Here is a 6,633-nt window from a genome sequence, read left to right as displayed (position 1 = left end):
GCGAGATACTCAAAAAACTACAGCCCGTGGAATAGATTCAAACCGAGGACGTGGTCCGGAATCCCTGGGTCACCCCAATGTGGACCGGCCCGCGAACCGCCGAATCCCCTGCACATCGCACCGACCATCCGCCCGAAGTCGAGTCAGGCTAGCGGCGCACGGACCCGGTCAGGGCCGCGTGTGCACGCTGCGGCCCGGGCTCGCGGAGGAGCCCCTCGGCGAGCGCCGCCAGCCGGTCCCGAGCTTCGCCGTTCAGGGCGAGCATCCGTCGCGCCGCTCCGGCGAGCCGATCGGGAGTCGCGGAGTTGGGGTCGAGCACTGCCGCGACGCCGGCGTCCTCCAGGGCGGCGGCACCCGCGAACTGGTCGGTCGAGAATGGCAGGACGACGAGCGGAACGCCCGCCGTCATCGCCTCCGTGACGCTGTTATTACCGCCGTGGCTCACCGCGAGGTCGGCACGACGCAGCAGGGTGATCTGGGGCAGGAAGCCGCGCACGAGCCAGCCGTCGGGGATCCGGCCGAGCACTGACGGGCCGGTCGCGCCGACGGCGAGGGCCACCCGGACCGGTCGTCCGTCGACCTCCACCTCGGCGAGCGCGGCGGCCACGCGCGCGAGCACGTCGTCGCGCACCGCAAGAAAGCTGCCAAAGCTCACGTAGACGAGCGGGTCGCTCGACGCATCGAGCCACGCCTGCACCTCGGCATCGGCGGGCTCCTCTCGGACCGCCGAGCCGAGGAACGCATGCGGAGGCAGCTGCGCGGTGCGGGCGGGGTCGTGCAGCTCGCCCGGGTAATTCAGCAGCAGTACGTCGCCGGTTTCCGCGAAAGCATCCGTGCTGCGGGGCGCGGAGGGGTCGAGCGCGGCGAGCGCGGCGTTCCACTCGGCGGTAAAGGAGTCGCGCACCTCTTCGCAGAGAGTGCGCAACGCATCGAGGTCGTCCGGTTCCGGCGCGAAGGCGTCGGGCCAGACCGGCGGGAAGCCGTAGACCTCGCCGGGCACGGTCAGCGCACTCGGATGCCCGAGTACAACATCGCCGTAGGGCACCCGGAGCGCCCGCAGCACGACGCGCGCCGTGAAGGCCAGGTGGTCGACGACGATCGCGTCCGGCCGCACCTCGTCGAGGATCTCGCGCAGTCGAGCGGACACGCCTGCCGGATCCCAGAGCAGGTCGGTCAGCCGCTCGCGCGCCTGATAGGTGAGCGTCGGAACCATGCCGCGTCGCGTGGCGTCGAAGAAGCCGCGGAGCGAGGCGCCCTCGTCCGGCGCCTGGTCCTGAGTGCGGATCGTGCCCGGGTTCGACCCGCGTCCGAGGCGTAGCGGGACGTGCTCGAAGCCGAAGCTGTCCACGATCGAGCGGGTAGCGTCGCCCGTCGCGACGACCACCCGCTCCTCCGCCCGCTGCCAGGCCGTCCCGAGCGTCGCGAGCGGGAGCAGGTGAGAGGCGTAGTCGGGACTGACGATGAGCAGGGTCACGAGGCCCTCAGGACGGAGCCCGAGCGGAGGGGATGCTCCTGGTCCGCTGTCGCACGCGTGTAGACCTCCGCCAGGGCGCGCGCCATTGCCCGCACCGTGTAGCGGTCGGCGACCATCGCCCGGCCGCGGGCCGCGGCGCGTTCGCTGAGCGGGCCAGCCGCCAGGTCGAGCGCGGCACCGGCCGCTCCCGCGAGCGCCGCGGAGTCCGAGGTGTCGATGAGGAACCCGGTCTCTCCCTCCTCGACATACGTCGCCGGTCCGCCGGTCGCGGGCGCGACCACGACCAGACCTGCGGCAAGCGCTTCCAGCAGAGCGATGCCGAACTCCTCCTTCATGCTCGCGCAGACGTACGCCCCGCCGGACGCGGCCAGCCCGGGCCGACCATGCCGAACGGCTCCCAGCCAGCGCGCGACCGTGCCGTTCGGGCGGTGCCCGGCCACAAGGAGACCCTCGCCCGCGACGGCAGCGATGCGATCAAGCTGCTCGCGCTCGTCCGGACTCGGCTCGGTCACGTCTCCGCCGACAAGGAGGAGGTTCGCCCGGGCACGGAGCGCGGGATCCGCCGCCCATGCCTCCGCCAGAGTCGCCATCCCCTTTACCCGGTGCAACCGGCCGACGCTGAGTAACAGCGGCAGGTCACGCCTCGCTTCCGGGAGCGCGGCGAGCAGCCGATCCAGCAGCGCGAGGTCGTCACCCTCGTCGGGGGCGACCGACTCGCCCGCTGCCGACGCGCGCGCGGCCTCCTCGCCACGCTCGACCAGGCGTACGTCGATCCCCTCGGGGACGATCGAGTGCCGCTCGGGATGCGCCGTGATGTCGATGCCGAGCAGATCCTGCATCGTCTCGGCGAGGCTCCCGCGGGGGAGGAGCACGGTGTGGGCGGCGTCGGCGGCAAGACGCTGCACCAGACGCACCCGGAACCAGAAGTGCTCGCTCGCGTCGCGCTCGCCGAAGTCGGCGCGGGTCAGCGCTCCGGAGGCGTCCAGCCCGGCAATCAGCGCGTGCGGGTCCGGAGCGAGGGTGAACACCACGGGGATGTCGAGCTCGCGCGCGACCGCGGCGGCTGCCAGCGATCCGACGTCCGCCATCCGCAGGTGCAGCACGTCGACGCGCCCCGCCGCTCGCAGGATGCGACGGATGCCGCGTTCGGCGGCGATTCGGCGGCTCCAGGCCTGGGGCATCGCCACGGCCGGGCCGGCGAACGGTACGGGAGCGAAGGCGTGCCCGGAGGAGGAGAGTTCGCCGAGGGCGCGCTCGGCTTCGGCCGGGGTCCCGCGCGAAAGGGTGAGCACGCGCTCGATCCCGTCCTGCTCCACGAGCGCATCGCCGAGACGCACGAGCAGCGTCGCGATACCGCCATTGTCGCCCGCGCCCACGCGGGTGAGCGTGCCGTCGATATCAGCGTGCACGAAGAGCTGCGCGATCGTCGCTCCGGCCGTCGGGGCAGGAGCGGGGGCCAGGTCCGCGAGCGCCAGCCGGGCGAGCGGCCCGATCGGGGCGGCCTCCTCCGCCAGCCGGGTCAGCAACAGTTCGGCGTCATCGGAGCGGCGCTCGCCCAGGGCCTCGGTCGCTGCGGTCCGCGCGTTCAGGCTCTCGCGGCGATCGGCGGCGAGGTGCAGGAGGGTCCGCTCGGCGATCGCGCCGGGAACCAGTCCCAGGGTCTCCACGTAGCGGCCGCGCGCCTCAGCGTCGCTCTCGCCGATGAGGGCGCTCTCGAGCGCCACGGCGAGCAAGTCGGGGGTCGAGGAGGCCCAGAGAACGAGCGTGCGCTGCGCGAGCATGCCCGCGAAGTCGCCGTCGCGGACCATACGCAGCAGCGGACCCACCGCGGCCGGGCGCGGCAGCCGTCCGCCGAACGCCCAGGCAGCGTGCTCGCGGAGGAAGGGGCGCTGGTGCTCGAGCAGCAGCAGCAGCGAGAGATCGGCCTCCTCGTCGAACACCTGCGCGAGCGAGTGCACGGCGGCGATGGCGGTCAGCTGATCGGAGGGGTCCAATGCCGCCCGGGTGAGTAGGCGCACAGCGCGGCCCCCGCCATCGCTGACCGCCGCGACGGTGAGCTCATCCGCCGCTCTGATTGCCTCAAGCAGGGTGGGTGCGGCGCGGACGGCGTCGAGAACGGTCTGCGTGGCCATGGTTCACCTGGTCTGTCGGAGTGGATCGTGGGAGGCGCGCGGCTTCCGGGAGCGTCAGGGAGCAGCGGCCCCCCCTATCGAGCATGCCGCGGAGCCGGCTGGGATTTCGCCACTTGCGTCTGAACTCCCACCGCGATAGGCCCGGCTGTCAAGGGGGTACTGCCGAAGCCAGGGATGCCCTGTACCGCGGCCGGGCCATCGGTGGACGGCGTGCATCCAGACACTCGTCGTTCCTCCTCCACGGGCGCTGAGAACCGCCCGCCGGACATTGCACACCTCCGCAATCGAGCTATAGCGTGTCTTCCACCAACTCGCGTTATATCGCGTCACGATCACGCGCCTCATCAGGCGCAGGAGGAGGAGCTCATGTCGCTCGAGAAATGGCTCGTGCAGGCGGGCGAATCGAAGGTCATCGACCTCGATGTCGTCCGCTCGGTCTCGATCGCCCTGGTCGGCGGTCAGATTGACGTCATCGCCCACGACGAGCCCACGGCTCACGTTGAGGTGGCCGAGGTGAGCGGTCGCGCTCTGAAGGTCTCGATGGACGGCGACCGTCTCGAGATCGACCACATTCAGCTGCGCTGGGACACCATCGTCGATGTCGTGAAGGGTCTTGGCCGCCGCGGCGACCGCGCCGCCATCAGCCTCCTCGTCCCCCGCGGCATCGCCCTGAAGTTCGACACCGTCTCGGCCGACGGCCTCCTCTCCGGCCTGCACAGCGACGCCCGCGTCTCGACGGTCGGCGGCGACATCGTCATTGACGGCCTGCACGGCGACATCGAGGTGAACACCGTGCACGGCGAGCTCTCGGTCCGCCATCACACCGGCCGCGTGAGCGCGCGCACCATCTCGGGCGACGTGACCGCCGCCGGCGCACTGACCCGTGTCTCGGTCGACGGTGTCTCGGGGAGCGTCTTCGTCGATGCCGATGGCACTCCCGACCACATCCAGTCCAACACCGTCAGCGGCGACCTGACGGTCCGCATCGATGAGGGCCTCGGCGCCCGCTACCGGATCAACACGGTCTCGGGGACCCTGCAGCTCGACGGCTCGATCGTGAAGGGCACCTTTGGGCGCGGCTTCACCTCGACCACCGGCTCCCTCGACTCGACGTGGGTCGACGTCGCCGCCAACTCCGTCTCGGGCGACGTCACCGTCGTCCGCCGCGCAGCCGCCTCCGCCACGGCCTCCGTCGGCGAGGAAGGCGGCTGGGGCTCGCCCGGCTCCGCTCCCTCCGATGAGCAGCGCCCGTCCGACGGAGGTGTGCTGTGAGTCCCGTCTTCGGTCACGGCCGCCTCCGCCTCTACCTGCTCAGCCTCCTGGCCGAGGAGCCGCGTCACGGCTACGAGCTGATTCAGGCTCTGAGCGAACGCTTCGGCGGAACCTACGCCCCCAGTGCGGGGACCGTGTATCCGCGCCTGGCGAAGCTCGAGGAGGAGGGCCTCGTCACGAAGGAAGCCGACGGCCGCAAGACCGTCTACTCCATCACAGAGGCGGGCCGCGCGGAGCTGGCGAACCGAGCGACCGACCTGGGCGACATCGAGGAGGAGCTCACTGACTCCGTTCGCCGCCTGGCCGACGAGGTACGCCTCGGAGTTGCGGAGGCGATGAAGAGTCTCCGCGCCGATCTCGCGAGCGCCGCCCGCGCGTCCGGCGGGCGACGCCCCGAGCACACCGCCGAGGAGCACGCCGGTACACCCGCATCCCCGGCGCAGGACAAGCCGGACGCGCAGGAGCACCCCACGACAGACGCGCGCACCGCGTCGCGCCTGGCCCTTCGTGACGCCGAAGTGCTGCTCACCGAGTTCCGCGACGAACTGCGGGCCGAGTTGCGCACCGCCGCCGCCACGGGATCCGTCACCCCCGCGACCGCCACCGCCCTCCACACGGCGCTCACCCAGGCTCGCGCGGCGGTCCGCTCCACCCTGACCTAACCCCGCCCGCCAGGGAATTCCGAACCGTCGAGGGAGCCAGCGTTCACGGGCCGCCTCGACGGTTCGGGGTTCCCTCAGCAGCGGACAGCCGTGGCCCTAGCGGCCGGCCTCGTGGATGTCGCGCGCCTTCGTGACGCGCGCGGGGTCGACCGGGTTCATGCCGAGCACGATCTTGCCGCGCGAGTGACGCTTCTCCAGGTCCTCGAACGCGTCCTGCACCTGATCGAACGGGTAGAAGCCCGAGACCAGCACGCGCAGCTTTTGATCGCGGACGAGTCCCACCAGTTCGCCGAGGATCTCGGTGTCGCGCCGGGCGGTCTCGGCGTCGGGCCAGACGGCCCGCAGCTCGATCTCCTTGCGGTCGTCGCTGGAGTGGAAGCGCCCGTCGATAATGCCGAGTTCGTCGGCCAGCTCGGGATTCGTGCCGCCGAAGTTGTCGAGGAACACGCTGACTCCGTCGGGGGCCGCCGCGAGAATGCGCTCCGCGATCCCGTCGCCGTAGATGATCGGCTTCACGCCGATCTGGCGCAGGTAGTCGAAGTTGCGCTCACCGCACGTGCCGATGACGGTCGCGCCGCGGAGCTTGGCGAGCTGGATCTCGAGGCTGCCCACTCCACCCGCCGCCGCCGAGACGACGACGGTGTCGCCGGCCCGCACACGCGTAGCCTCGAGCGCGCGCCAGGCCGTGACTCCGGCGAGGAACAACGCCCCGCCGACCTCCCAGCTCACCGCAGCGGGCTTGGTGACCAGATTTTCCCGTGGCACGACGACGTGCATGGCGTGCGAGCCGACGAGCGCGTGGCCAACCACATCGGTGCGTAGCTTGAGGTCGCTGACCCCCTCACCCAGGCCGATGACGACGCCCGAGAAGTCGGTGCCCTGGCGCATCGGGAACGCCGCGGAGTGGTCGGAATCGAACTCCCCCTGCCGGATGAACGCCTCCATGTGGTTCACCCCGGCGGAAAGGACCTCGACGAGGACCTCCCCGCGGCCCGGGCTGGGGCGCTCGACGTCGGCGATGTCGAGGACCTCGGCACCACCGAAACGGGAGTACTGGACAACGCGGCTGGAGGTCTGGCTGAGGCGGGACATG

General features: G+C 71.4%; 5 protein-coding genes. 2 read left to right on the top strand and 3 right to left on the bottom strand.

The genetic code is table 11. The annotated features are described in order from the left end of the window. Window positions 1-148: 148 nt before the first annotated feature. Together HRF29_RS13985 and HRF29_RS13980 are read right to left on the bottom strand one after the other, a co-directional pair. Window positions 149-1,474: a glycosyltransferase family 1 protein gene (locus HRF29_RS13985; protein WP_173249455.1), complete on the bottom strand. Its 1,326-nt coding sequence runs from the start codon at window positions 1,472-1,474 to the stop codon at window positions 149-151. After that, window positions 1,471-3,606 carry a glycosyltransferase gene (locus HRF29_RS13980; protein WP_173249454.1) on the bottom strand — a complete coding sequence of 712 codons (2,136 nt, stop codon included), beginning with the start codon at window positions 3,604-3,606 and terminating at the stop codon, window positions 1,471-1,473. Before HRF29_RS13980 ends, HRF29_RS13985 begins: the two co-directional genes overlap by 4 nt. A 366-nt stretch (window positions 3,607-3,972) precedes the next feature. Between HRF29_RS13980 and HRF29_RS13975 the strand changes: the two genes are divergently transcribed. Together HRF29_RS13975 and HRF29_RS13970 are read left to right on the top strand one after the other, a co-directional pair. Then, window positions 3,973-4,878, top strand: coding sequence for a DUF4097 domain-containing protein (locus HRF29_RS13975; RefSeq protein ID WP_246227103.1), 906 nt, complete (start codon window positions 3,973-3,975; stop codon window positions 4,876-4,878). After that, a complete protein-coding gene (locus tag HRF29_RS13970) occupies window positions 4,875-5,540 on the top strand; it encodes a helix-turn-helix transcriptional regulator (RefSeq protein ID WP_173249453.1) in 666 nt (221 codons plus the stop codon). Before HRF29_RS13975 ends, HRF29_RS13970 begins: the two co-directional genes overlap by 4 nt. A 96-nt stretch (window positions 5,541-5,636) precedes the next feature. Here HRF29_RS13970 and HRF29_RS13965 read toward each other — a convergent pair whose 3' ends face one another. Beyond that, on the bottom strand, window positions 5,637-6,632 hold the full coding sequence (locus HRF29_RS13965; RefSeq protein WP_173249452.1) for an NADP-dependent oxidoreductase: 996 nt from the start codon (window positions 6,630-6,632) through the stop codon (window positions 5,637-5,639). Window position 6,633 lies beyond the last annotated feature (1 nt).

It is taken from the genome of Rathayibacter agropyri (genome assembly GCF_013249015.1).
GTDB classification, from domain to species: domain Bacteria; phylum Actinomycetota; class Actinomycetes; order Actinomycetales; family Microbacteriaceae; genus Rathayibacter; species Rathayibacter agropyri.
The sequence above is the reverse complement of the archived record's forward strand: the minus strand, read 5'-3'. Positions and strand labels throughout refer to the sequence as shown.